Annotated in this window: 22 protein-coding genes; 17 read left to right on the top strand and 5 right to left on the bottom strand. The window is 58.3% G+C overall.

All coding sequences use genetic code 11. The annotated features are described in order from the left end of the window. Nucleotides 1-27: 27 nt before the first annotated feature. Nucleotides 28-531 (bottom strand): tRNA (N6-threonylcarbamoyladenosine(37)-N6)-methyltransferase TrmO, encoded by a 504-nt coding sequence (gene tsaA, locus RCI_RS06965; RefSeq protein ID WP_394296433.1) that lies wholly within the window; start codon nucleotides 529-531, stop codon nucleotides 28-30. 313 nt (nucleotides 532-844) lie between these two features. On the opposite strand from tsaA (RCI_RS06965), the gene modA reads away from it, so the two are divergent. From modA to RCI_RS06925, 8 genes are all read left to right on the top strand, one after another. Further along, nucleotides 845-1666 (top strand): molybdate ABC transporter substrate-binding protein, encoded by an 822-nt coding sequence (modA, locus tag RCI_RS06960; RefSeq protein WP_012035703.1) that lies wholly within the window; start codon nucleotides 845-847, stop codon nucleotides 1664-1666. Nucleotides 1667-1689: 23 nt separating this feature from the next. Next, on the top strand, nucleotides 1690-2502 hold the full coding sequence (locus tag RCI_RS06955; RefSeq protein ID WP_012035702.1) for an ABC transporter permease: 813 nt from the start codon (nucleotides 1690-1692) through the stop codon (nucleotides 2500-2502). After that, a complete protein-coding gene (locus tag RCI_RS06950; protein WP_012035701.1) occupies nucleotides 2489-3199 on the top strand; it encodes an ABC transporter ATP-binding protein in 711 nt (236 codons plus the stop codon). The genes RCI_RS06955 and RCI_RS06950 overlap by 14 nt, the downstream gene beginning before the upstream one ends. Before the next feature lie 9 nt (nucleotides 3200-3208). Continuing rightward, nucleotides 3209-3637, top strand: coding sequence for a tetratricopeptide repeat protein (locus RCI_RS06945; protein WP_158308882.1), 429 nt, complete (start codon nucleotides 3209-3211; stop codon nucleotides 3635-3637). Nucleotides 3638-3703: 66 nt separating this feature from the next. Next, complete coding sequence (locus RCI_RS06940) at nucleotides 3704-4900, top strand: molybdopterin molybdotransferase MoeA (protein WP_048198211.1); 1197 nt, start codon at nucleotides 3704-3706, stop codon at nucleotides 4898-4900. Nucleotides 4901-5176: 276 nt separating this feature from the next. Continuing rightward, nucleotides 5177-7237: a formate dehydrogenase subunit alpha gene (gene fdhF, locus RCI_RS06935; protein ID WP_012035698.1), complete on the top strand. Its 2061-nt coding sequence runs from the start codon at nucleotides 5177-5179 to the stop codon at nucleotides 7235-7237. Next, the gene (locus tag RCI_RS06930) at nucleotides 7238-8392 is read left to right on the top strand and encodes a Coenzyme F420 hydrogenase/dehydrogenase, beta subunit C-terminal domain (protein ID WP_012035697.1); all 1155 of its coding nucleotides are present in this window, start codon (nucleotides 7238-7240) and stop codon (nucleotides 8390-8392) included. 171 nt (nucleotides 8393-8563) lie between these two features. After that, entirely contained in the window at nucleotides 8564-9397 is an 834-nt protein-coding gene (locus tag RCI_RS06925) for a class I SAM-dependent methyltransferase (protein WP_148266556.1), read from the top strand. 19 nt (nucleotides 9398-9416) lie between these two features. Here RCI_RS06925 and RCI_RS06920 read toward each other — a convergent pair whose 3' ends face one another. Beyond that, nucleotides 9417-10463, bottom strand: a complete 1047-nt coding sequence (locus RCI_RS06920; protein ID WP_012035695.1) for a hypothetical protein — start codon at nucleotides 10461-10463, stop codon at nucleotides 9417-9419. A 241-nt stretch (nucleotides 10464-10704) separates the two neighbouring features. Between RCI_RS06920 and RCI_RS06915 the strand changes: the two genes are divergently transcribed. The 4 genes from RCI_RS06915 (at nucleotide 10705) to RCI_RS06900 (ending at nucleotide 13486) form a co-directional block, all read left to right on the top strand. Further along, entirely contained in the window at nucleotides 10705-11292 is a 588-nt protein-coding gene (locus RCI_RS06915; protein WP_048198209.1) for a hypothetical protein, read from the top strand. Nucleotides 11293-11392: 100 nt separating this feature from the next. Continuing rightward, nucleotides 11393-11596 carry a TOBE domain-containing protein gene (locus tag RCI_RS06910; protein WP_012035693.1) on the top strand — a complete coding sequence of 68 codons (204 nt, stop codon included), beginning with the start codon at nucleotides 11393-11395 and terminating at the stop codon, nucleotides 11594-11596. Nucleotides 11597-11667: 71 nt separating this feature from the next. Further along, nucleotides 11668-12789 carry a putative sulfate/molybdate transporter gene (locus RCI_RS06905; protein ID WP_012035692.1) on the top strand — a complete coding sequence of 374 codons (1122 nt, stop codon included), beginning with the start codon at nucleotides 11668-11670 and terminating at the stop codon, nucleotides 12787-12789. Nucleotides 12790-12847: 58 nt separating this feature from the next. Continuing rightward, nucleotides 12848-13486, top strand: coding sequence for an FmdE family protein (locus tag RCI_RS06900; protein ID WP_012035691.1), 639 nt, complete (start codon nucleotides 12848-12850; stop codon nucleotides 13484-13486). On the opposite strand, the gene RCI_RS06895 is transcribed toward RCI_RS06900, so the two are convergent. Further along, nucleotides 13479-13895 (bottom strand): Tfx family DNA-binding protein, encoded by a 417-nt coding sequence (locus tag RCI_RS06895; protein ID WP_012035690.1) that lies wholly within the window; start codon nucleotides 13893-13895, stop codon nucleotides 13479-13481. The two genes, RCI_RS06900 and RCI_RS06895, sit on opposite strands and share 8 nt — an antisense overlap. A gap of 395 nt (nucleotides 13896-14290) precedes the next feature. Between RCI_RS06895 and RCI_RS06890 the strand changes: the two genes are divergently transcribed. From RCI_RS06890 to RCI_RS06870, 5 genes are all read left to right on the top strand, one after another. Continuing rightward, the gene (locus RCI_RS06890; RefSeq protein ID WP_148266709.1) at nucleotides 14291-15595 is read left to right on the top strand and encodes a formylmethanofuran dehydrogenase subunit B; all 1305 of its coding nucleotides are present in this window, start codon (nucleotides 14291-14293) and stop codon (nucleotides 15593-15595) included. A gap of 3 nt (nucleotides 15596-15598) precedes the next feature. Beyond that, nucleotides 15599-16009, top strand: coding sequence for a molybdopterin dinucleotide binding domain-containing protein (locus RCI_RS06885; protein ID WP_231844965.1), 411 nt, complete (start codon nucleotides 15599-15601; stop codon nucleotides 16007-16009). A 10-nt stretch (nucleotides 16010-16019) separates the two neighbouring features. Further along, entirely contained in the window at nucleotides 16020-16778 is a 759-nt protein-coding gene (locus RCI_RS15730) for a formate dehydrogenase accessory sulfurtransferase FdhD (RefSeq protein ID WP_052309924.1), read from the top strand. 156 nt (nucleotides 16779-16934) lie between these two features. Continuing rightward, on the top strand, nucleotides 16935-17750 hold the full coding sequence (gene fdhD, locus RCI_RS06875; RefSeq protein WP_148266555.1) for a formate dehydrogenase accessory sulfurtransferase FdhD: 816 nt from the start codon (nucleotides 16935-16937) through the stop codon (nucleotides 17748-17750). Beyond that, nucleotides 17751-18953 carry a molybdopterin molybdotransferase MoeA gene (locus RCI_RS06870; protein WP_048198208.1) on the top strand — a complete coding sequence of 401 codons (1203 nt, stop codon included), beginning with the start codon at nucleotides 17751-17753 and terminating at the stop codon, nucleotides 18951-18953. It begins immediately after the preceding gene. Between the two features lie 666 nt (nucleotides 18954-19619). On the opposite strand, the gene tsaA (RCI_RS06865) is transcribed toward RCI_RS06870, so the two are convergent. Beyond that, nucleotides 19620-20441, bottom strand: a complete 822-nt coding sequence (gene tsaA, locus RCI_RS06865) for a tRNA (N6-threonylcarbamoyladenosine(37)-N6)-methyltransferase TrmO (RefSeq protein WP_231844964.1) — start codon at nucleotides 20439-20441, stop codon at nucleotides 19620-19622. Between the two features lie 576 nt (nucleotides 20442-21017). Next, nucleotides 21018-22070, bottom strand: coding sequence for an ACR3 family arsenite efflux transporter (gene arsB, locus RCI_RS06860; protein WP_012035683.1), 1053 nt, complete (start codon nucleotides 22068-22070; stop codon nucleotides 21018-21020). Nucleotides 22071-22073: the final 3 nt, after the last annotated feature.

Here is a 22073-nt window from a genome sequence, read left to right as displayed (position 1 = left end):
GATAAAAGAACCGGCGGTATCGGGCGCTCAGTCCCTTCGATCGGCCAGGTCTGCGGGAGTGAAGCTCTTCACTTTGATCGTCTCCACGTGCTGCTCGTCCACCCACCCGCTCCGCACGTGTTCCCGTGCGTCGAACTGTCGCACGTAGGGCTTGATATCGATCACCGGCGTGCCGTCCAGGATGTCGACGCCGCCGACCTCCAGCACGTTCCCGTCGACTCTCCGGAGCTCGACGATCGAGAGGCCGATGGGATTCGGGCGGTTGAAGTGCCGGATGGCGAAGATGCCTCGCTCTTTCTTGCCGTCCAGGAAAGGCTTGTGCACAATCGAGCGGCTGTCGGCCTGGTTGAAATGGTACAGGAGGTAAAGGTGAGAGAAGCCCTCGATGTCCTTCAGCCCGTCCGCGTACTCCGGGAACAGCTCTACGGTCCCTATCGCGTTGCTAAAGATGCTCTGGATCGGTGTAGCGTCCTTCCGGGTAAACTCCGAATGGACGACGCCTATTGCTTTATAGGTAAATTCCACGTACATTCCTCCGCCGGGCCCGGTCATGGCGATCCTGTACCACTGCCGGACTGTTGACGATAAAGTATTCGCGAACAGTCGAGATTTATACTTTTCGCGAACATACGGAGCAGGTTTAAGCGTTCGGTTGAACAATTCAACTGATCATAGGCCTAAGATTAGTTGCATGGTAAGGCGAACTTGTCCTGCATCCGCCGCTCACGATCCGACACAGCGTAGCCGCCGGCATATGTGGTTGTTGAGTAAAAATATTAAACATATTGAGTTTGATTAACAAAAGTTAAATACAAAAAGCCTTCATTGTGGTATCGGTGACTCTATGATTCAGAGGAAACGCAAATATCTGTTATCGATGTTACTGATCGCAGCCTTGTTAGCCGTACTGGCGGCGGGGTGCACGTCGCCGACGCCCACGGCGGTCCAGAAGACCGATCTGACCGTCTTCGCGGCAGCGTCGCTCAAGGACGCTTTCACGGAGGCTGAGGCGAAGTTCGAGACCGCCTACCCGGATACTAACGTCGTCTATAACTTCGACGGCAGCCAGGCGCTGCGGACCCAGATCGAGCAGGGCGCTACCGCAGACGTGTTCGCCTCTGCCAGCACCTCGCACATGAACGCCTTAAAAAACCAGGGCCTGATGAATAACTCGACAGTGGTTAACTTCGCCAATAACAAGCTGGCAGTCATCGTGCCCCGGGAAAATCCGGCAGGTATCAGCACTCTGGCTGATCTGGCGAAGCCCGGCGTGAAGATCGTGATCGGCAACAAGGACGTGCCGGTGGGCGGCTACACCCTCCAGATCCTGGACAGTGCAGCCAACAACTCCACGTACGGCCCTGACTTCAGGACCAAAGTGAAGGCTAACGTAGTATCCGAGGAGACCACTGTCAACTATGTCGTGTCCAAGGTAGCGCTGGGAGAGGCGGATGCCGGCTTCGTATACATATCGGACGTGCCGGCGGAGTACAAGGATAAAGTAAGCGTCATCGCAATCCCGGACAGCCTGAACGTGATTGCAGTCTACCCGATAGGCGTGATCGGCGATTCAAAGAACCAGGCCATGGCGCAGGCATATATCGACTTCGTCAGGTCGGACGAAGGCAAGGCCATCCTCCAGGCTTACGGGTTCACGCCAGTATAAACAAATATTAGTGAGGTGACGGGATGAGAAGAGGAACGAAGCTGTACAGTCTGCCGGCACTTCTCGTCCTGCTATTTTTCTGCCTTATCGTGCTATTCGTCTCCCTGCCGATCCTCTCCTTGTTCGTCAAGACTTCTCCGGACTCGTTCCTGCGGTCGCTGGACGCACCGTTCGTCATGGACGCGCTCAGGCTGAGCATCGTTACCTCGGTAGTTACGATGCTGATCGTCATCATCTTCGGCACCCCCGTGGCCTTCGTCAACGCCAGGTATAAGTATCCGGGCAAGGAGCTGATCGACACGATCATCGACCTCCCTGTAGTGATACCACCGGCAGTGGCGGGCATCGCCCTGCTCATGGCGTTCGGCCGGAGAGGCGTCCTGGGGCAGTACCTGAACCTGTTTGACATTACCATCGCTTTCACTACCGTTGCCGTGATCATGGCCCAGGTCTTCGTAGCCTCTCCCTTCTACATCAGGCAGGCGAAGACCAGCTTCGAGGACGTGGACCGGTCGTATGAGCACGCGGCGAGGACGCTCGGCGCAACGCCGCTCCGCACGTTCTTTCTGGTCACTGTGCCGATCGCCCTGAACGGCCTGATCTCCGGGGCGATCATGACCTGGGCCCGGGCGCTGGGCGAGTTCGGCGCCACTATCATGTTCGCCGGCAACTTCCAGGGGGTCACCCAGACGATGCCCCTTGCTATCTATACGGCCATGCAGGGCGACCTGGAAGCATCGCTGGTCCTGTCGATCATCCTGGTGATCATCTCCTTCGCCGTGATAGCTGCCGTAAAGATACTCATGAGAAGGAGGCTGATTCATGCTCAGGATTAGGGTGACCCGGAAGCTGCGAGACTTCACCCTGGACGTGAATCTTGCCGCCGAAAGCGGAGAGACGCTGGTGCTCATGGGCAGCAACGGCTCGGGCAAGACCACAGTGCTCAATCTTGTGGCGGGACTCCTGACTCCTGACAGCGGAAGCATAGAAGCCGATGAGAAGAAGCTGTTCTCGTCGGATGAAGGCATAGACGTGCCTCCCGAGCGGCGCGACGTCGGCTACGTGTTCCAGAACTACGCACTGTTCCCCCACATGACCGTGTTCGATAACGTGGCCTTCGGGCTTCGCATGCGGCACCTTCAGCGTGACGAAATACAGCGCAGAGTCAGGGAAGAGCTGGAGCCGGTCGGCATGTGGGAGCTGAAAGGCGTGAAGGCAGCGAAGCTCTCCGGCGGGCAGAAGCAGAAGGTGGCGCTGGCCAGGAGCCTCGTCATCGAGCCCGCGCTGCTGCTCATGGACGAGCCGCTGAGCGCGCTCGACGCCGGGGCGCATACCTCGATCAGGGACAGCCTGCAGCAAAGGCTAAGAAAAGATAAGATCACGACTATTATGGTATTACATAGCCTGAGGGACGCGCTGGCGCTCGGGGATAAGGCCTGCGTGATGGACCGGGGGCAGGTCGTGCTCTCGGGTAAACCGGGGGACATTTTAAAGCAGGGGCAAGGCCAGTTTGTAGATAACCTGTTTGGATGAGGGATGTACATGGAAGATAGCGAGATGACTGTAGAGGACTACCGGAAAATTCTGGAGACCGACCCAGATAACGCCGAAGTGAAGAAAGAACTTGCGGACAGGCTATCGGACGAGGACCGGCTAGATGAGGCGATAGAGGAGTACAGATCGTTGATCTGTCTTACTCCCGACGATCCCTGCGCACACTTCGGCCTGGGAGACGCTTACTATAAGAAAGGCATGGTAAAAGAGGCCATCGCAGAGACCCTGGAGGCCATCAGCCTCAGGCCCGGGTGGCCCTATTACCATAACCGCATGGGTAAGCTTCTCGAGGCGGCCGGAGACCTTGACGGGGCAATAACCCAGTACACTATGGCACTGGAGCTGAAGCCGGACTTCGGGGACCCGGCCGACAGTCTGGAGCGGCTGACCGGTAAACAGGGCCGGAGCCGGCGGTAAGGCTACTGCACTGGCCAGGATATCCGAGACAGCAAGCTTTATTGTTGCCGGTCATGATTTCTTTATATGCCTGCTGTGACTAAATCCGCTAACCTGCATAGCCCGGAAGCCGCCCTGGAGGCGTTTCTCGACACGGTGATACCGGTAGCCAGGGCTTCGGCGGTAGATCTGGAGTATGCGGACAACAGGGTTCTATCCGCGGACCTGGTGGCTCCGAAAGATTATCCGCACTACGACCTGTGCTTCATGGACGGGTTTGCGGTCAGGGCGAAAGATACGGCAGGCGCCAGGCCGGGCTCAGGCATAGCGCTCCGCTGCACGGAGGATGAGGAAGTCGGGCAGGGCGAGTGCGTGCAGGTACACACAGGCAGCGCCCTGCCCCCGGGAGCGGACGCGGTCGTCAAGGTGGAGGACACGGAAGTGGTCGCAGGAGGCATCCGAATCTACCGTGAGGCGGCTTCAGGCGATAACTTCACTCCCCGGGGAAAGTCGATCAGGCGGGGAGAGATCGTTTTCAAGGCCGGCATGCAGCTGAAGCCTACGAACATCGCGCTGCTGGCGTCGCTCGGCCTCACCGAAGTAGAGGTTTACGACAGGCCCAGGGTCCTCATCATCCCGACTGGCGACGAGCTCGTCGAAAGAGGCAAAGAGGCCGGACCGGGGAAGATCAACGAGAGCAACGGCCTCATGTGTCAGCTGCTGGTGAAGCGCTACGGTGGCAAGCCCGCGTTGTGGAATATCGTGCCCGATAACCTGGAAAAGCTGACAGAAGCGGTGAGGGCAGGACTGCGGTACGACCTGATCGTCACCACGGGGGGTACTTCGGTAGGAAAGCGGGACCTCATGCCCGGAATTGTGGCGTCTATGGGTAAGATCGTCGTCCACGGTGTCGGCATGAGGCCGGGACGGCCGGTCGGCATGGGGTATGTGGAAGAGGGCGATCGCCGGACGCCCATCGTCTTCCTCCCCGGCTTTCCGGACGCCTGCGCGGTGAGCGCCATGTTCTTCGTCTGCCCGGCCGTCAGAAAACTGGGCCGGTATCCCCCGATGCGGTATCCGACAGGCGCAGCGATCGTGGCGGGCGCCAGCCACATCGGCCACCGGAGCAGGTCGATCACTAAAGTGCGGGTGCAGGACGGTAGGGCGATGCCCGTGCCGACGGTCGGCCCCACACCACTGGAAGGTGAGTACACATACGTGATCACCCCCGAGAACGGAGAACATGGCGAGGGCGAGAAGGTCGAGCTGAAGTACTTCGAATGAGGGACCTTACCATAGCAAGAGCACGGAGGGCATGTAACTGCCCTTAATTTTATTACATTTTTTCAGATTATAGTACGATTTTTGCAACTGTTATCAGTTACTAGTCATGAAAAAGTAACAGTTATAAGTAACATTTATATATAGCCCTCAAATAACCCGTTACTTAACCTCCGCTTTTCGGCAGATCAATGCGGATGGAAGTCGAACAGTGATAGGCGGTATCATTAATCGGCGGTATGCGGTTTGCCGAAGTCAAAAGATTAGGAGGACAACAGATTGAGTAAACCAGAGTTAAAGTATGTGCCGACGACATGCCCCTATTGTGGCGTGGGCTGCGGCCTGAACCTCGTCGTCAGCGACGGTAAGCTCGTAGGTGTCGAGCCCTATAAGCGCAGCCCGGTGAATGAGGGCAAGCTCTGCCCCAAGGGCGCTACCTGCTGGGAGTTCGTCCACAGCCCCGACCGGCTGACCAAACCGCTGATCAAGAGGAATGGGAAGTTCGAGGAAGCCTCGTGGGACGAAGCCCTCGACCTCATCGTGAAGAAGTTCAGGGAAACCTCTGAGAAGTATGGCCCGAAAGGCATGGGCTTCCAGGTTTCCTGCCGCACCCCGAACGAGGACTGCTACATCATGCAGAAGTGGGCGAGGGTGGCTTTCAAGACTAACAACATCGACAATTGTGCCCGTATCTGTCACGGCCCGTCCGTAGCGGGACTGTCGCTGTCCTTCGGATCGGGAGCGGCCACGAACCCGTTCGAGGACGTCCTGAACTCCGACCTGATCATCATGTGGGGCTCGAACGCCGTCGAGGCACACCCGCTGGCGGCAAGGCGGGTAGTCCAGGCGAAGAAGAAGGGGATCCCCGTCATCGTATTCGACCCCCGGTATTCGCCCACGGCGAGGCTGGCGGACGAATGGGTCCAGTTCAACCCGTCCACACATATCGCTCTGATCAACTCCATGATGTACTGGATCATCAAGGAAGACAAGCACAACAAGGAGTTCATCGCAAAGCGGACCAAGGGCTTCGAGGACCTGAAGAAGACGGTCGAGAACTATGCCAATGTCGAGCACATCACGGGCGTGCCCACCGAGAAGGTCAGAGAGCTGGCGCTCAGGTATGCGGCGGCTAAGAACGCCGTCATCATCTACTGCCTCGGCATCACCGAGCTGACCACTGGCACGGACAACGTCCGCTCGCTGGGCAACCTGTCCATGCTCTGCGGCAACATCGGCAGGCCGGGCGTCGGTGTCAACCCGCTCAGGGGCCAGAACAACGTCCAGGGCGCCTGCGACATGGGCGCGTACCCGAACGTCTACTCCGGCTACCAGAAGTGTGAGGTCGCCGAAAACAGGGCAAAGATGGAGAAGGCCTGGGGCGTCACCGGGCTGCCGGACTGGTACGGCGCGACCCTGATCGAGCAGATCAAGCAGTGCGGCGACCAGATCAAGGCCATGTACATCCTCGGCCTGAACCCTGTCGTTACGTATCCGGACTCCAACCTCGTCATGAAGCAGCTTGAGAAGCTGGACTTCCTCGTCATCCAGGACATCTTCTGGACCGAGAGCTGCAAGTACGCCGACGTCGTGCTGCCCGGCGCTTGCTTCGCGGAAAAGGACGGCACCTTCACCAGCGGCGAGCGGCGCATCAACCGCGTCCGCAAGGCCGTAGAGCCCCCCGGAGAGGCGAAGGCAGACTGGGAGATCTTCGTCATGCTGGCGAAGAAGATGGGCCTCAAGGGCTTCGACTTCAAGTCTGCCAAGGATGTCTGGGACGACATGCGGGCCTGCACGCCCAACATGTTCGGCGCAACCTACGAGAGGATGGAGAAACCCGAGTCCGTCCACTGGCCCTGCCCGGCGCTCGACCACCCCGGCACCCCGATCCTGCACAAGGAGAAGTTTGCCTCGCCAGACGGACTGGGCACCTTCTTTGGCATCGAGTACCGCCCGCCCGCAGAGGTGGCCGACGGAGCCTATCCGTTCACCCTGATGACCGGCCGTCTCATCTTCCACTACCACAGCAGGACCCAGACAGGGCGCAGCCCGGTGCTGGACTACGAAGTGCCTGAGGCATATGTACAGATCAACACTCAGGACGCGAGGAGGCTGAACATCAAGGATGGCGAGAAGATCAGGCTGCTGAGCCGCCGCGGCGAAGTGGAGAGCCTGGCCCGCCTGACAGACGGCATCGCACCGGGCGTGCTGTACATGACCATGCACTTCGGCAACGGCGCTGTCAACAACCTCACCAACACGGCGCTGGACCCACTGTCCAAGATGCCGGAGCTGAAGCACTGTGCTGTCAAGATCGAGAAGATCACGGGGGTGAACTGAATGGTCCAGAAAGGTGATTTGCTCTACGCGTGGACCACAGACCTCGGCCTCGCGAAGAAGGCGGAGTGCGGCGGAGCAGTCTCCGGGCTGCTCAAGTTTGCGCTGGAGAGCAGGGCTGTCGAAGCGGTCCTCGCCGTAAAGAAGGGCGTAGACCTGTACGACGCCGTGCCGGCGCTGATCACCGACCCCGCGGAGATCGACCAGACGGCCGGATCGCTCCACTGCGGAACGCTCCTGCTCTCGAAGCTGATCAACAACTACGTGCCGGCTCTGAAGGGCAAGAAGGTGGGCATCGTCGTCAAGGGCTGCGACATGATGGGCCTGCTCGAGCTCGCGAAGCGGGGCCAGGTCAACCTGGACAACGTCCTCATGATCGGCGTGAACTGCGGCGGATCGGTCAGCCCGGTCCCGGCCCGGAAGATGATCGCCGAGAAGTACGGCGTCAGCCCGGATGACGTGGTGAAGGAAGAGATCGACAAGGGCCAGTTCATCATCCAGACCGCCGATGGAAACCACAAGGGAGTGTTCATGGACGAGCTGGAGGATTCCGGCTACGGCCGCAGGACCAACTGCCGCCGGTGCAAGGTGAAGATCCCCCGGCAGGCAGACCTCGCCTGCGGCAACTGGGGCGTCATCGGCGACAAGGCGGGCAAGGCCACCTTCATCGAGGTCTGCAGCGACAAAGGCGCAGACCTGGTGACGAAGGCGGCCGCGGCGAAGAAGATAATGGTAGAGCCGGCCAACCCAAAGGGCGTCGAAATCAGGGCCAAGGTCGAGAGCTCAATGCACAAGCTCGCGGACAAGTGGCGGATGAGGGACTTCAGCATGCTCTCCCCCCACCTCTGGAGAGACCTGGAAAAGGAGACCTCGCGGTGCACGAAATGCTATGCCTGCATAGACAAGTGCCCCGTATGCTTCCCGGCCGCGGACAGGCTCAAAAAGCCGTCCATCATGGTCCGCAGAGGCACCCTGCCAGTCGACCAGATGTTCCACCTCCGCCGCCTCGCGCACATCTCGGACTCCTGCATCAACTGCGGCCAGTGCGAGGAGTGCTGCCCGATGGAGATACCACTGGCGCTCTTCTCCCACGCGATCCGCACGGAGGAAGACAGCTTCTTCGAGCCGAAGCTGGGGAAATCGGAGTATAGCAATTAACTCTATGAAGCAACAATAGTACACCAGTAGCTTCAGACATATGGCGGGCTCTGCCCGCCACTTTTTTAATGCCTGCAAGGGCAGGCGATCCCACGAGAACGGGGAGAAGCCTTATCAGTATCACGGTAAACGCCTCTATTGCAGGAATCTTAATACTTGAGGGATGCAGGCATGCCCAATCTGGACTGGAAGGCGCTCTGGAAACAAGCTCAGCAGAACTCGCTGATGGATAAGTCGCAGCCGGACGAGGGAAAGTGGCTGTCGTTCTGGGATGCCGAAGCTCCGGCCTACCTGGAGAGAGTGAAAACTGAAGAGAACGTGTACGCAGGCATCGTGGACTACCTGCGGCGGGAGGGAGCGTTCCGGGAAAACGACTCGGTGCTGGACATCGCCAGCGGGCCCGGCACCTACACGCTGCAGTTCGCACCATTTGCCAAAATGGTAACTGCGCTGGACATCTCGGGCGGGATGCTGGCCGGGCTGAGGAATGAGGCAGACGCGAGAGGGCTGCGCAACATTCGGCCCGTCCAGGCAGCCTGGGGCGACTACCACGAGCCGGAGAAATACGATCTGGTCTTCACCGCCCTCTCCCCGGCAGTCACCGGCCCCGACGAGTTTCTCAAGATGGAGGAGTTTTCCACGCGCAGCTGCTGCTACATCACGACCGGGACGGAAGAGCAGTCCCGAACCAGGCACGATCTCTGGAGGGTCCTGGCAGGGGTGGAGAAGGGCAGGAAGGAGTTCAATATCACTTATCCCTTCAACTTGCTCGTGAGCATGGGCCGCAAGCCCAACGTCCGGTTCTTCGACTACCTGTCGGGCGAGCGGATGACCGTCGGGCAACTGACCGAGTACTACGCGAAGTTCTTCGGGAACTTCATGGAAATTGACGAGGAGAAGAGAGAGCGGATTGCTGCTTACATAGAGTCGATATCCTCCGGGGGCTACTGCGACAGCTGGAACAAGAAGTCGCTGGTGGCGCTCTACTGGGAAGTACCGGGCTGAACTCCGTGTAGCAGCCCGATCAGAGCGGCCACGCACGGTTCATTAGCTGGGTGCCTGGCAGAGTCATCCTCATGGCTTCTGTGATGAACTGGAACTGTGTGACGGGGACCATCGCCCGGAGAGGCGTGATATAGGTCGGATAGGAAGTCACGCCGGTGAAAGCCCTGTCAGTCGTGCTCCTGCCCACCGTATTCATCAGGAACCGCTCGAAGGCCGTCATGTTCTGAACCTTGCTCCGCTGGGCCTTGCCGGGGCCTGAAGGCCAGGAGAGCACAGCAGAGAAGGGCTTGTTCTGCTGGTGGTACAGCGGCTCGTCCGGCTTGATGATGTCGGGCGTCGGCGTAGCCGCAGGTCTGACACTTGCATTCGCAGAAGAGGCATTTTGCCTGGACGCGCTGGCGGATGAAACATTTGACTTTCCCGTAGTATAGCTATTGTTCAAGTACCCCATGCTGGCGTTCAGGCTGTTGTTGATCACGGGCTTGAAGTCGATACCACCCCGGGAACTATTTTCCGTAGTGGCGTTTGGGGCGGCGGGACTGTCCAGAACAGCGCCCACGCTTACTGGGGAAGCGGCCAGCATCAAGGTGTCGAAGGGGATCATCTGGGGGTAGATCATGCCGGAGCCGAAGAAAGTCCCGGTGACGAAGGGGTCCCCGATGACGGTGCCCATGAAGCCCGTTCCGATCCGGGCGGGCAGGATCAGGTCAGAAGTAGCGGTGGAAGTGAAATACCCCGTCTGGCTGCCGGCTACCGTGCCTGCCATAGTCTGGGCCAGGGTGATACCGCCTTCCGGCGTGCTGCCCAGCGCGAAGGCTTCCGTATCCGTAGCCACGTTGTCGGCGGCGTGAAACAGAGTCTGCCGGGTACTGGTGGAGTAGCTCTGGTTTTGCACGAGGAGGGGAGGATTGCTCCCCACCCACAGCTCAAACATGTCTTCGGTGTAAGCTAGCACCTGCACAGGTACCAGTGAAGTGATCAAGACGGTGAGCAGGAGAGCCAGGGCTACGCTTTTTACGACGTTAGAAAGAATTCTGCCATAAGCATCGCTCTCCCGGCATTTCATGTGACGCTACCTCAACACCTTCATTACCCAAACTATCACTGAGAGGCCAGAGTATTATAGGTTCACACGGTTTACTGCGGAGATACTGGCAGCCGGAGAGCCAAAATGTTCCCTGAGGCCATCGCTTATCGACAGGCGTAAATGATCTCATGCCGAATATTTCCTATAGTGGACAGCTTTCCGCTCTTCCTCCGAAATATCGTTTTTACCGATCGAAGGCCAGTTTCCAGTGGGGATTCGGGTGGCCGCGTGGTTCAAACTGGCACTTGTTACTGGCATAGTCATAGTAGCCCTGGCAGGACAGGCTGTAGCCCAGGGCGGGGATTCGGCTGGAAAAACTGGGACAACAGGGACAAAAGATACCTCTCCCGGCACCGGGGCGAAAAAAGCAGAAAGCAAGAGCGCTGGTGCCCCTGCGGCAGCTGGTAAAACCTCTGTAAGCGGCAAGGCTTCCAGCCCGGTAACGGCGCCCGTCACGGGCACCATGGGCAGCCTTTACACCGGCGGATGGTCGGGCCTCGGCGGAGGCTTCATCGGCGACTTCGGGCCGCAGTACAACACTTACCCCTGTGGCTTCGGCATGGAGAGCTGGAACGCCTTTGGGCCTCTGGGCATGTTCGGCCAGTACGGGATGTACGGCCCCTTCGGCATGTATGGGCCGGCCGGGCCCAGCTTCGGCAGCGGCCTCGGCTTCGGGGGGTTCGGGGCAGGCGACTCGTGGAGACTGTACAAGGGGTATAACATAGCGAGGGCAGCGGAGGCTCAGGCTTCTGCCGCGGCCGCTCCGAAAAGTGAGGGCGCCGGAAAGGCGCAGGCTCCGGCGTCATAGCCCGAGAACAGTTATGAACAGGAGGATACTATGCCTCGCTCATGATGGCAGTTAACGATTAATAGTCGCCTGTCGACGTTTTTTAAGGGAGAACCTAACTATGAAGGTAAGCGCACGAAACAAGCTGGCAGGCACTGTCAAGGAAGTTAGACTGGGAGCGGTCATGGCGATCGTCAAGGTCCAGGTCGGAGACAATATAGTTGAGGCTGCCATCACTAAAGACTCGGCCGAGGACCTGGGACTCAAAGCAGGCGATCAGGTCACGGCTATGATCAAGTCGACGTCAGTCATGATCATGAAGTAGTCCGCAAGTTACGATAATATATAGCATCGATAGACAAACGTTATCTATTTTTGAAGCGTACGTGCCAGTGAATGCCCGCGCCCAAGTTCACGCTGCCCGAGTTCACCGGCTCGCTGGCCGACCTCGGCACTATTATCCCGTTCATCCTCATCGCCGTCAGCGTGACCGGCATGAAGCTGGGGCCGATCCTGCTGGCCTTCGGGCTGTTCTACGTGGTATCCGGGCTGATCTACCGGCTGCCCGTCGCTGTAGAGCCGCTGAAGGCCGTCGGGGCCATCGCAGTCTCCTCGAGCCTCACCCAGGGGGAGATCGTGGGCGCCGGCATCTTCGTAGGCCTGTTCTTCCTGCTCCTTGGCGTTACCGGCCTCATCGATAAGATCGCGAAAGTGTTCCCGATCAGCCTCATCCGGGGCGTCCAGCTGGGGCTGGCGCTGGTGCTGCTGGTGAAGGGCGGCCAGTTCATCCTGGGCGACCCGTACCTGGGATTGCTCGCAGTCGGGCTCTTCGTCTTCGCCCGCTTCGTGAACCAGCGCCACAGCGATTTGAACTTCCCCGGGGCGCTGCTCGTCTTCATCATCGGCATCGCCTACGGTTTCTACGTCTTTGGAGTTCCGCCAGTGCAGCTCAGCATTCCCCTGGACATCTTCGTGCCCACGGCTGGCGACCTCGTCAGCGGCGCCTACAAGGCAGGCATCGCCCAGCTGCCGCTCACGCTGACCAACGCTGTCCTGGCCACCAGCCTGCTGGCCTCGGACCTGTTTAAGGAGAAGGTTTCGAACCGCAAGCTTTCGACCACCATCGGCGGCGCCTGTGTAGTCGCGCCCCTGCTGGGCGGCTTTCCCATGTGCCACGGCGCCGGGGGGATGGCGGCTCACTACCAGTTCGGGGCCCGTACCGGCGGGGCAGACATCATGATCGGGGTGCTGTTCATCGCCCTCTCCTTCGTGGCCACTTCCCCGATGCTCGCCCTGATACCGGCAGGGATCCTCGGCACGCTGCTGTTCTTCGCGGGAGTGGAAATGCTGAGAAACGCGGTGAGGACTGACCGGATGCTCGTCACTGCGGCGGCGGGCGTGGTGATGCTGCTGGTCGACCCGACCGTCGGCCTGGCAGCGGGTATTGTAATGTACGGACTGTCAAAACTATTCCGGCCTGACGGATGGGAATCTCCATGGCTTAAGCAAAAACGTTAAACATCTGGCGTAAGTAAATCGATATTTTTTTATAGCAGCCGGTACGACACCAGTTAAGATGACTCAGATGTACGGAAGCCTGGATGAGGCCATGAGCCGCTGCAAGGTAGACGAACGAGTACAGGGATACCTGCGTCGCTGCGTGGCATTCCACACGTTCCCCGCCGCCGGGCTGCTCATCGCGACGTTCATGGTCGACCTGGCCATGGAAAAGCTCGGCGCGAAGCCCGGTGAGAAGCTGTATGCTGTTTCTGAGACTCCCAAGTGCGCCCCGGACCCGCTGCAGGTACTGCTCGGCTGCACCATGGGCAACCACCGCCTCAGGATCATCAACACAGGCAGATACGCTATCACAGTCAACCGGTTTTCCGAGGGCACGACCGCGCCCGGCGTCCGGGTCTACGTAGACAAGGAGAAGGTCAGGAAGTACCCGACTCTGTACAGGTGGTACACTAACGACCCATCGTATAAAGGAGGGGTCTCCAATAGTATCCTGCTGGAGGAGATCCTCTGCGCAGGCCGGGACATCCTGTCATGGGAAAATGTGAAGGTGAAGTTCACCCCCAGGGAAAAGTGGAGCTCTGCCGTCTGCCAGAAATGCGGGGAAATGGTCCCGGAGCAGACTCTGGAGAACGGGCTGTGCAGAGGCTGCGGCAGTCAGGCGTACTACGAGAAAGCCGATAGCCCGGCTATCTGATGTTGACGTTCCCCTGCTCGTCCACCGAGACGTCGATCTCGCCCACTGTGACTCGGTGCTGGATGCGGTCCTGCGCCTCGGTCTTGAGCTTGACGACGATCATGGCCGAGTCGAGGGCGATCTTGATCTTTTTCCGGTCGGCCTCCTTGTAGACTAAAGGCGGCACGTCGTACAGATCGGTGCCAGGGGCCACGGTGATCCAGACAGGGGCCTCCATAGCCTTGAAAAACTTGAGCGTATTGCGCGCCTTCTCCACGTTTTTCAGGGCGGTGCTCTCGATGATGCAGATGTTGCCTCTCGTCGTCTTCAGCTGCCGGGCGATCTCCGCCTGAGTCATTCCCTTTTTCTTCATCCGCAGCACTTCGATCTGCTTCGAGGTAAGCAGCATATCCTTCTCATCCGCCCTCATTCAGGTCACCTGTTTAACACTTTTGTTAAAGCGACGGCAGATAATAAATCTTCTCCAGTCAGGACAATTTATTTTTATAATATTTAAATGTTCTATAAATTGCGTTGACGAACGTGTATAATGCTAATTATATAATATTTGTACACCTATTTGTTATCACATAATGTTAACATATTAAGCATACGTAATTTGTTGAGATAACTATTTAAGCTCGTTTTCGAGAACGACATTATGGACCCGGCTGCCGGAGGCCCTGGATGGAGCCGCAACCTCCGCCGGCGGATACGACAACCGGGCCATGATCGCATTAATCAACAGCTAACGTATGGAGTGTGTATGGAGTGATCTCCGAAAACATCGTAAAAAAAGACACGAGCGTCACTGACGGGAAAAAGATCACGTGTACTGATGTGACCTGCCCTGTCTGCGGCATGTCGTGCGACGATATCGTCATCGAGCTGACCGACGATAAGGTAGTAACCAAGAACGCCTGCCTGATGGGTGACGCCAAATTCCAGGAGCTGCGGAGCCACCACAGGATTACCAAGCCTCTGCTGCACGGCCAGGAGGCCGACTGGGACGCGGTGCTTGACTACACCGCAGAGATGCTGGTCAACGCGAAGAGGCCACTGTTATTCATGGGCAGCGAAACCTCCACCGAGGCCATGTCCGTGGGCATCGCGATGGCCGAGTACCTGGGCGCCCTCGTAGACGGCAACGCCACGATCTGCCACGGTCCGACAGTCATGGGCCTGCAGGACGCAGGCTGTGTTTCCGCCACCCTTGGCGAATGCAGGAACAGGGCTGATCTCAACATTTACTGGGGCTGTAACCCTGCTGACTCTCACCCGAGGCACATGAGCCGCCACTCCCACTACCAGAGAGGCTTCTGGACGGAGCAGGGCTTCAAGGGCCGCAAGATGATCGTCGTGGACCCGAGGAGGAGCCCGACCGCTGCGCAGGCTGACCTGCACATTCAGCTCAGGCCCGGCACCGACTACGAGTTCATGGACGCGCTCCTGACCATGATGAGGGGCCAGGAACCCCACGAGTCGACCTACGAGACCACTGGCATCCCGAGGGAGCAGTTCGTACAGTTCATCGACATGATCAAGGCCTGCAAGTTCGGCGTGATCTGGGTCGGACTGGGCATCGCCAGCAGCCACGGCAAGCACTACAATGCCTCAATCGCAATGCGTGTGACCCAGGAGTGCAACAAGATCACCAAGTTCGTCATCTCGGCTAACAGAGGCCACTGCAACGTCGCCGGCTTCAACCAGGTACTGTCCTGGCAGCACGGCTTCCCGTTCGCAGTAGACTTCTCGAGAGGCATCCCCCGGTACCAGCCCGGCGAGTATTCGACGGTCGACGCCCTTTACAGGGGCGAGGTCGACGCAGTGCTCTGCATGTGCGCAGACCTGGGTGGCCACCTGCCCAAGAAGGCAGTCGAGCGCCTGGCTGAGATCCCCGTGGCATCCATCGAGATCGCTCCCGGGCCGATGCAGTTCGTCAGCGACGCCGTAATGCCCGGAGTGCTGGATGGCATGGAGTGCGAAGGCACCTTCTACCGCATGGATAACGTGCCCATCTACGCCCGCAGCTTTACGACTCCGCCGTTCGACTTCACCAGGTCCAACGAGGACACGCTCAGGCAGCTGTTCGAGAGGGTCAAGCAGAAGAAGGAAGCAAGGAGGCAGTAAGTTATGGCAATGGACGTCTTACTCAACACCGGTTCCACGGTCTACCAGGGAGCCATCATCAAGGGCGGCAACAAGTTCACCGACGGGTACACCAGAGAAGCCTCGTACTGCGAGATCAACCCCGAGGACTTCAAAGCCCTCGGCAGGCCCTGGTTCGTCAGGATCACCAACGAGTTCGGGGACAGCGTCGTGCTCCGGGCCAGGAAAGCTTCGTCCCAGCAGAAGGGCGAGGTCTGGGTCGTCCGCGGCGTGTGGGCGAACATCGTCGTGACCCCTGAAACGGAGAGCACAGGCAGCCCGAAGTACAAGAACCTGCCGGTCAAGATCGAGAAGTGCGACGGCCCGGTCCTGGATCCGGTCACCCTGATGCAGCAGGCATACTTCAAAGGCAACAAGGAGAAGGCCTGGAAATAGGCAGAAGTGTATGTTTATGCGCAGCCTGCAGAAGGAAGACGTCGAGTGCGTAACGCTGGAAGTAACAGCTAACGACTGCAGGCCGGCGCATCTGCATCTCTGCCCCGAAGCCTATATCCGCCTACTTTTTAACGGCCGCCTGATAGCGGCCGAAACGATATACCCGAAAGACCTCAGGGCATTTGCCACGGGCCTCCTCCTGGCCGAAAAGCTGCTGGTCACGCCGACAGATATCAAATCTCTCACCATCTCGGAGGACACCATTGCAGTCGAGGCCGATGCCAGTGCCGGGCTTCCATCGCGGGAAAGCATCGCAGATCAGGTCGACCTCACCGTGATTTACCGGGGATACCTGGCTCTCGAAGACTGCGCCAGGGTCTGCCAGGCCACCGGAGGAACGCACTGTTCACTACTGCTGACCGCATACGGAGGTATCGTCTCCTCGGCGGAAGACGTGAACCGCCTGGCGAGCCTGGACAAAGCCATCGGGAAAGCCGCGCTGGCAGGCTACAGCCTCGGAGACTGCATCCTCCTTTCCACGGGGCGCACCACAGAGGATATAGTCAGCCACGCCAGCGCTGTCGGCATCAAGGTGATCGCCGCCTGCGGAGCACCATCGTCGAGGGCCGTCAGGCATGCCCTGGACCACGACATCTGCCTTCTTGCCATCCCCGGGCCGCACCAGGTCATCATCTACAGCGGCAAGGAGCGCATCCGGGAAAGTGAGTGGATACACCCCTCGGAGCCGCAAGCCTTCGGCTTTCAGTGACACAGGCTGCCAGCTTATAGTAGCCGGACGTTACACGCTGGCTGCCGCCGTTATAGTAAACAAAAACAATTACTATCGTATGTACATGCAACTATAATAGTTAACTATTTATGTGACGCGGTGGCAGATATAATATCGAGTTACAGGAGGAAGAGCATGACAACTGCGGGAGGAGTGTTACAGGCTTTACAGGCCTCTCAAGGCCTGACGGAGCGCTTTGAGGTCACGGCGATCGAGAGAGGCAGCATCGTCCCGACATGCGCCGAAGTCTGCGTGGAGGATAGCGTCAACCTGCTGCTGAACGAGATACGTGTGGCCAGCCTCACCATGACGCCCGACGAGCTGGTTCCTTTTGCTTACGGCTATCTAGTCTGCGAAGGGCTGGTCAGGTCAGTCGCCGAGGTGCGGGACGTGGCCATCGAGGGCACTGACGTGAATGTGATCGTCGACTCTTTCAAGCCCGACGACGTGGATCTCTGGATGGAGATCCGCAGTTCCGGCTGCGTCGGGGTCAGGTCGTCGTGGCTCGACCTCGAAGAGCCGGTCAGGTCACAGCTGAAGCTTGACCTGCAGACGATCTTTTCCAGCGTGAGCACCGTCAACGAGCTGGCAGGCCTGTGGCGGCGGACGGGTGGCACGCACTGCAGCGCCATCTTCGACCCGCTGGGCGGGTTAGTATCTTACGCGGAGGACATCGGCCGGCACAACACCATCGACAAGGCAGTCGGAAAGGCCCTGCTGGACGGCCGCGATCTCTCTGAGTGTTTCCTGGTCACGACTGGCAGGGCGCCGGCAGGAATGGTAGCCAAGGTCTACAGGGCTGGCATGCCGGCCATGATCAGCAACACGGCGCCTCTGAGCACAGGCGTCGAGCTGGCGCGGCGGCTCAATATGACGCTGGCCGGCTTCGCCCGGCCGCCCAGAATGTACGTATACAGCGGCCCGGAACGAATTAAGGAAGCTTCGCAGTAGATGATCGTGATGACTGGAGACTTCGAGCGGATGGTGCCGCTGCAACGGGCGCTGGAATTGATAGGCCTAATGAGGGACCGCCTTTATCGCGCACTCGGGACAGAGGCGGTCGACACCACTATGTCGGCAGGCAGGCACCTTGCCGCTGACGCAATAGCCCGGGCGACCTCTCCGCCCTGCGACATCTGTACCATGGATGGCTATGCTATCGCCTCTCTGGATTCCTATCCTCTCAGGATTGTCAGGGCGGCCTATGCCGGCGAGGCGCAGGCGTCCATTAAGCCGGGCGAGGCAGCCTACGTGACGACCGGGGCAAAGCTGCCCGCGGGTGCACAGGCAGTCATGAAAGCGGAGGATGCCCGGATAGAAGGGCATCTCCTGTACGGGCCCCGCATCGAGCCGGGCACTTTCGTCCTCCGGCAGGGAGCCGATTTTAAAGAGGGAGAGGTGCTGATCCCGGCAGGCACTGTCATCACCCCTTCGATGGTCGGTGTGCTGCAGGCTGCTGCCATACCCTCGGTCAGAGTGTACCGCCCGGTATCCGTGGCGGTGATCACCACGGGCGACGAGATCGCCAGCGGCGACATCCGGGACACCAACGGCCCCATGATATGCGCGCTCCTGCGCTCATGGGGATGCATCCCCGGCCTCACAGGCGCAGTCCGGGACGATCCGGATCTGGTGCGGGAGACAATCAAAGCGGCAGCCGCCTCCCACGATCTGGTCATCACCGTAGGCGGCGTCTCCGCGGGGGCTAAAGACTACGTAAGAAAGGTCGCGGAAGAGGGCGAGATCTTGTTCCGGGGCGTGAGAATGAAGCCAGGCATGCCCTTCACCGCCGGGTACTACGCTGGAAAGCCGCTCCTCTCTCTACCCGGAAAGCCCGCCGGAAGCTATGCAGGAATGGAGATGTTCGTCAGGAGACTAGTACATGAGGCCCGGGATAGCCCCACCGTGAGCATGCCCCTGAGCAGCGACGTGTCCTTCGGCGCGACAGGCTTCGACTACGTGGTCTTCGTAGAGCTAAAAGACGGCTGCGCCAGGCCGATGGGCTACAACGGCTCATCGCTCGGGCTGTTCAAGGGCACAGAGTATATGACTTCTCTCATATCGGCAGCATCGAAGTCGCTGCTGTCCCAGGGCTACATCCTGGCCAGAAACGACCTGCATGCCGGGGAATGCGTGGACGTTAATCTATTGTAAAACAGTGCTACTGACAAATTTTTAAACCTATAACAGGGATAATCGTAAACAGTTGTCTCTGTGTGCCCGTGAACGTACACGAACGCTGCGCTGTGTCTTACTTGATTGCTTAGGCTCCCCAAGACAGCAAATCGAACGCTGCGCTGTGTCTTACTTGATTGCTTAGGCTCCCCAAGACAGCAAATCGAACGCTGCGCTGTGTCTTACTTGATTGCTTAGGCTCCCCAAGACAGCAAATCGAACGCTGCGCTGTGCTAATCCACGCAGATTCCACGGATTACGACTGATTCCACAGATTCCTCTGCTGAATCCACCGATTACTACACGATGGCACAGAAGGAATACGTAATACTATTAGATCACCTATAGCAATCATAAGAGTAATCGATCAAAATATTTTTTGTTTATCTGTGGAATCGGTCAGAATCATCAGATTCTGCGTCATCTGTGCTATCCATTAGAAATCTGTGGATTCTGTTTCAATCTGTGGCATCTGTGTGGTTTTGCACAGCGCAGCGTTCGTCTTGCTGTCTCACCGCACCCAAGTAATAGGTAACGCACAGTGCAGCGTTCGTCTTGCTGTCTCACCGCACCCAAGTAATAGGTAACGCACAGTGCAGCGTTCGACATGCTGTCACATCACGCAAGTGCAACAATACTAATGGATCAGATGACCTCTATATCGAAGATATCCTTGATATCGCATTCCATAATACCCTTATAGTCCTTCATGAACTTCCGGATCCTGAACACTATAGTCTTCTCAGAGTCGTAGATGGAGTACGAGTCGCTCTCCCGCAGCTTCGGGTTGAGGTTGTAGTATAGCCTCTTGTTCCCGAGCCTGGCCCCGGTGATCCCGATCAAGGAGTCGGATATGCAGGCATTCTTCCCGATCAGGATACAGACGCTGCTGTTCCTCAGGTCTTTCTTCAGCGTGAGCGTGGCAAACGCCGCCATCCTGACCGCCATCGCCAGGCCCTGGCACTCTTCGCCGTGGTAGTTGACCGCCTGCCGGATCAGGTCGTCCCGGTACTCCGCGGGCATCATCTTCTTGATCGACTGGTACCGGTCCCGCCTCGCCGCCGAGAACACGCAGTCCCACCCGGGCTCATACGGTTTAAGATCGATGACCGGGGTGCCGTTGATGGCATCTAAGTGAGAGACGGTCAACAGCCGGCCACGGACCTGAATCAGTCTCGCAGTAGTGATCGAAACAGGATTAGGCCGGACGGGAGTACGGATAGCGAACACGCCCCTCTTCGGCAGATCGACGGAATATTTCCTCGGCGTCACCTGCAGCGTGTCCCGCTCAGCCTTATCCAGCCAGCACACCACGAACAGGTGAGAGTTCTCCTCGATGCCCATCAGGCCTTCTTCGTATTCCCTGAAGACCTCGATCTCCGCCTCGACCCCCTGCAGAGGCATATCCTTCCGCTCCCGGACCGAAGAATGCACGATCCCGATCGGCTCAAGCTTAATCTCTTCCACTGGACCCACCCTCCGATACCGACGACATGGTATACAATAGCGTACCGATCGGTGATAAAATTTGCTATACAACTGCAAAAGTTTATTAAAAACGATAAACGGAACGGAGAATTGTTTAAAACAAACCACAACGGCACAACGACTTTTTAGAACCACAACGGCACAACGACACAACGTTTCTCAATCATATAATTGGATAATAAACCATTGGGTGTGTCCACTTATTTGCTATAAAGTTCTGACCGACCTCGTTGCGTCAAAAGGGTCGGTCAGAATTTCATAGCAAAATCCGGACACACTCACACTATTTCTGTAGGTCTTTGTGCCGTAGTGCCGTTGTGGTTACCAATCGCCGTGCCGTAGTGCCGTTGTGGTTACCAATCGCCGTGCCGTAGTGCCGTTGTGGTTACCAATCGCCGTGCCGTAGTGCCGTTGTGGTTACCAATCGCCGTGCCGTAGTGCCGTTGTGGTTACCAATCGCCGTGCCGTAGTGCCGTTGTGGTTACCAATCGCCGTGCCGTAGTGCCGTTGTGGTTAATAGTTCCTATGCTGCCACAATTGTTCTCGCCGGCTCGATTAGCTTTTCAGCCCGAAGTGCTTCTGCCTCCACCGGAGGGCCACGTTCACCAGAGCGATCATGACCGGCACCTCGATTAAAGGCCCGATGACGGCGGCGAAGGCCTGGCCGGAGGTGATGCCGAAGACGCCGACGGCGACGGCTATGGCGAGTTCGAAGTTGTTGCTGGCGGCGGTGAACGACAGCGTGCAGGACTGCCCGTACTCCACGTTCAGCTGTTTGGAGATGAAGAACGACACCACGAACATCACGATGAAGTAGATGATCAGGGGTATGGCAATTCTCACGACGTCGAACGGGTTGGTGATGATGAAGTGGCCCTGGAGGGAGAACATGACCACGATGGTGAACAGCAAAGCTACCAGGGTGATCGGGCTGATGGCCGGGATGAACTTTTTATCGTACCACTCGGCGCCCATCCTCGGCCTGACCAGTATCCGGGTAAAGAACCCGGCAACGAAGGGTATGCCGAGGTATATGGCGACCGATTCGGCCACCTGTATCACGGAGATGTCGACTACCATGCTCTGCATGCCTATCCAGGACGGGACAAGAGTGATGAGCACGTAAGCGTAGATAGAGTAGAAGAACACCTGGAACACCGAGTTCAGCGCCACCAGCGCGGCAGCGTACTCCTCGTCGCCGCAGGCGAGCTTGTTCCACACGATGACCATCGCGATGCACCGGGCTATGCCGATGAGGATGAGGCCGGCGGCATATTCAGGGAAGTCCCGGAGCAGCAGCGCCGCGAGGATGAACATGAGGGCAGGGCCGATGATCCAGTTCTGGGCCAGCGACAGCGCCATGACTTTGACGTTGCGGAAGACCTTGCCGATCTCCTCGTACTTGACCCTCGCCAGGGGCGGGTACATCATCACGATCAGGCCTATTGCGATGGGTATCGACGTGGTGCCCCACGACAGGCTGTTCAGGTAGTTAGCGAAGGCCGGGTAAAAATAGCCCAGCCCGACTCCCAGCGCCATGGCCAGGAAAATCCAGACTGTGAGGTACCTGTCCAGGAAAGAAAGCCTCGGTGTCACCGCTTCTGTCATGCT

Source organism: Methanocella arvoryzae MRE50, from assembly GCF_000063445.1.
Taxonomy (GTDB): Archaea; Halobacteriota; Methanocellia; order Methanocellales; family Methanocellaceae; genus Methanocella_A; species Methanocella_A arvoryzae.
This window is presented reverse-complemented; position numbering and strand designations above follow the sequence as displayed.

Bases quoted from the DNA above. Each gene is read 5' to 3' on its own strand.
- arsB (WP_012035683.1), bottom strand. From the start codon at position 22,070: ATGACAGAAGCGGTGACACCGAGGCTTTCTTTCCTGGACAGGTACCTC.
- RCI_RS06950 (WP_012035701.1), top strand. From the start codon at position 2,489: ATGCTCAGGATTAGGGTGACCCGGAAGCTGCGAGACTTCACCCTGGAC.
- RCI_RS06920 (WP_012035695.1), bottom strand. From the start codon at position 10,463: ATGAAATGCCGGGAGAGCGATGCTTATGGCAGAATTCTTTCTAACGTC.
- RCI_RS06930 (WP_012035697.1), top strand. From the start codon at position 7,238: ATGGTCCAGAAAGGTGATTTGCTCTACGCGTGGACCACAGACCTCGGC.
- RCI_RS15730 (WP_052309924.1), top strand. From the start codon at position 16,020: ATGTTTATGCGCAGCCTGCAGAAGGAAGACGTCGAGTGCGTAACGCTG.
- RCI_RS06955 (WP_012035702.1), top strand. From the start codon at position 1,690: ATGAGAAGAGGAACGAAGCTGTACAGTCTGCCGGCACTTCTCGTCCTG.
- RCI_RS06905 (WP_012035692.1), top strand. From the start codon at position 11,668: ATGCCCGCGCCCAAGTTCACGCTGCCCGAGTTCACCGGCTCGCTGGCC.
- RCI_RS06910 (WP_012035693.1), top strand. From the start codon at position 11,393: ATGAAGGTAAGCGCACGAAACAAGCTGGCAGGCACTGTCAAGGAAGTT.
- RCI_RS06945 (WP_158308882.1), top strand. From the start codon at position 3,209: ATGGAAGATAGCGAGATGACTGTAGAGGACTACCGGAAAATTCTGGAG.
- RCI_RS06940 (WP_048198211.1), top strand. From the start codon at position 3,704: ATGCCTGCTGTGACTAAATCCGCTAACCTGCATAGCCCGGAAGCCGCC.
- modA (WP_012035703.1), top strand. From the start codon at position 845: ATGATTCAGAGGAAACGCAAATATCTGTTATCGATGTTACTGATCGCA.
- RCI_RS06885 (WP_231844965.1), top strand. From the start codon at position 15,599: ATGGCAATGGACGTCTTACTCAACACCGGTTCCACGGTCTACCAGGGA.
- fdhD (WP_148266555.1), top strand. From the start codon at position 16,935: ATGACAACTGCGGGAGGAGTGTTACAGGCTTTACAGGCCTCTCAAGGC.
- RCI_RS06925 (WP_148266556.1), top strand. From the start codon at position 8,564: ATGCCCAATCTGGACTGGAAGGCGCTCTGGAAACAAGCTCAGCAGAAC.
- RCI_RS06895 (WP_012035690.1), bottom strand. From the start codon at position 13,895: ATGAGGGCGGATGAGAAGGATATGCTGCTTACCTCGAAGCAGATCGAA.
- tsaA (WP_394296433.1), bottom strand. From the start codon at position 531: ATGTACGTGGAATTTACCTATAAAGCAATAGGCGTCGTCCATTCGGAG.
- RCI_RS06870 (WP_048198208.1), top strand. From the start codon at position 17,751: ATGATCGTGATGACTGGAGACTTCGAGCGGATGGTGCCGCTGCAACGG.
- RCI_RS06900 (WP_012035691.1), top strand. From the start codon at position 12,848: ATGACTCAGATGTACGGAAGCCTGGATGAGGCCATGAGCCGCTGCAAG.